This window comes from Nocardia asiatica NBRC 100129, assembly GCF_000308415.1.
Taxonomy (GTDB): domain Bacteria; phylum Actinomycetota; class Actinomycetes; order Mycobacteriales; family Mycobacteriaceae; genus Nocardia; species Nocardia asiatica.
Genome location: NZ_BAFS01000264.1, coordinates 1 through 2,809 on the forward strand (window position 1 = coordinate 1; position 2,809 = coordinate 2,809).

The window sequence follows — 2,809 nt, forward strand, 5'->3', positions numbered from 1 at the left end:
GCCGACATCGAAGAAGCTGTCCTCGGCGCGCACGTCGTCGGCGCCGACCAGTTCGCCCATCACCGCGGCAACCAGTCGCTCGGAATCGGTTCCCGGCTCGCGACCGGCCGAGTCCGCGGCGACCTGCGGTTCCGGCAGGGCGCTGACGTCCAGCTTGCCGACCGGGGTCAGCGGAATGGCGTCCAGGACGGTGATACCGGCGGGCACCATGTGCGCGGGCAGTCGCCGAGCGACGGAGGCGCGCACCGCCTCGGTGTCCAGCCCCGCCGCGCGGTCGGCGGGCTGGACGAAGGCGACGATCCGGTCGGCACCCGCGATGCGGCGCACCTCGGTGTGCGCGAACCGCACGGACGGGTGTTCCCCGAGCACGGCGGTGATCTCGCCGAGTTCCACCCGGAAACCGCGCAGCTTCACCTGATGGTCGCTGCGGCCGAGGTAGACCAGCTCGCCCGCGGCGTTCCAGCGCACGATGTCGCCGGTCCGGTACATCCGCGCGCCCGGCGAGCCGTACGGGTCGGCGACGAAACGCGTCGCGGTGAGGCCGAACCGGTCGAAGTAGCCGCGCGCGAGGCCGTGCCCCGCGAGGTACAGCTCGCCGGGAACGCCGACGGGCACCGGCCGCAGCCGCTCGTCGAGCACCAATCCCTGGGCGCCACGCACCAGGCTGCCGATGGTGATCGGCTCGCCCGGGCGCATCGGACCGGAGATCGTGACGACGACGGTGGTCTCGGTCGGCCCGTACACATCGCACATCACGTGCCCCGACGCCCAGCGCGCCACCAGATCCGGCGCCACCGCCTCGCCGCCGACCATGAGCGCGCGCACGTGCGGCAGCGGCCAGCGTTCGTGGTCGATCGTGGCCAGCGCGGCCGGGGTCATGAAGCCGTGCGAGATCCGCTCGCGTTCCATCAGCGCGGCCAGTTCGTCGCCGCCGTAGATGTCGGTCGGGCAGATCACCATCGCCGCACCGGCGCCCAGCGCGATCAGCAGGTCCAGGATCGCCGCGTCGAAACTCGGCGTCGCGAAATGCAATGTGCGCGAGTGCTCCTCCACGCCGATGCGCTCGCGGATCTCGTCGGCCAGGTTGGACAGGCCGCTGTGGGTCACCGCGACGCCCTTGGGCTTTCCGGTGGATCCCGAGGTGTAGACCAGGTAGGCCAGATCGGCGATCTGGATGGTGCGCGTGCGCTCGTGGTCGTGGATCGGCGCGTCGTCGTGCCCGTCGAGTTCGGCGGCGAACTCCGGGCGGTCCAGCAGCAGCCACTCGGTGTGGTGGTCCGCCGGCGCGCCCGCGCGCAGTTGTTCCACGTGCGCCGTCACGGTGACGCCGGTCGCGCAACCGGAGTCGGCGAGCATGTGCTGGATGCGGTCGGCGGGGTACTTCGGGTCGACCGGCACGAACGCCGCGCCGGACTTCGCCGCGGCCAGCATCGCCACCACCGAGTCGATCGACCGGACGAGCCCGAGCGCCACCCGGGTGCCGGGGCCCAGTCCGCGCGCGATCAGCGCGCGCGCCAGGCGATTCGAGCGCCGGTCGAGTTCGGTGTAGGTGAGCGAGGTCGTGCCCGCGCACAGCGCCGTGTTGTGCGGATACCGCTGCGCGGTGGCGGTGAAGTACGCGGCCAAGGTGGACGGTGCGGACGCCTGCCCCCCGCGCGCCGGGGCCAGCGTGCGGCGCTCGTGATCGGTGCGCGCGTCCACGTCGCGCACCAGCACGCGCGGATCGCCGGTGACGGCGGTGAGCACTTGCAGCAACCGGTCGGCCAGGGTCTCGATCGTTCGCGCGTCGAAAAGCTCGGTGGCGTAGACGAATTCGAAGACGCTGTCCGGCTCGCCCTCCCCCGCGCCCGGATCGACGGCGTCGTTCGACACGCGCAACTCCAGGTCGAACTTCGCCAGCGCGATGTCCAACGGCTCCGCGCGCAGGGCGAGGCCGGGCAGTTCCAGCGTCGGCACCGGGCCGTCCTGCACGCTCAGCGCCACCTGGAACAGCGGATGCCGGCCCGAGGAGCGTGCCTCGGCACCGAATTCCTCCACGATCCGCTCGAACGGGATGTCCGCGTGCGCCATGGCGGCCAGTTCGGTATCCCGGTCGGCGCGCAGCAAGTCGGCGAAGCTGTGATCCGGATGCACGTCCGAGCGCAGCACCAGCGTGTTCACGAACATGCCCACCAGTTCGTCGAGCTTGGTGTCGTTACGCCCCGCCACCGGAGTGCCGATCACGATGTCGCGGCCGCCGGTGACGCAGCGCAGCAGCACCGCGAACGCCGAACGCAGCACCATGAACGTGCTGACGCCCTGATCACGGGCCAGCCCGGCGAGCCCGCGCCGCACGCGCTCGGGCACCGTGAAGCGCACGGTCCCGGCCTGCTGGGTGGGCTCGAGCGGGCGCGGCCGGTCGTAGGGCAGCGGCAGTTGGTCGGGGAGGTCCGCGAGCGCGGTGCGCCAGTACGCCAGCTGGGTCGCCGCCGCGCTGTCCGGATCGGTTTCCGAGCCGAGGCAGGCACGCTGCCAGAGCCCGAAGTCGGCGTACTGCACCGGCAGCGGCGTCCACGAGGGCGCCTCGCCGTCGTGGCGTGCCGCGTACGCGGCGGCCAGGTCCCTGGTCAGCGGACCGAGCGACCAGCCGTCGGCGGCGATGTGATGCACCACCACGCCGAGCAGGTGCCGCCCGGGCGCGGTGCGCAGCAGCGCCAGGCGCACCGGAATCTGCCGGGTGAGATCGAAACCTTTGCGCGCCAACGATTCCAGCGCGGCCTTCGCGCCGGAATCGTTGATGTCGGTGACCGTCAGCTCCGGCAGGGCGCGC

General features: G+C 72.2%; 1 protein-coding gene. It reads right to left on the reverse strand.

All coding sequences use genetic code 11. The features are described 5' to 3' along the window. On the reverse strand, window positions 1–2,809 hold a 2,809-nt coding region (locus ON27_RS25255), incomplete at both ends, for a non-ribosomal peptide synthetase (RefSeq protein ID WP_043732940.1).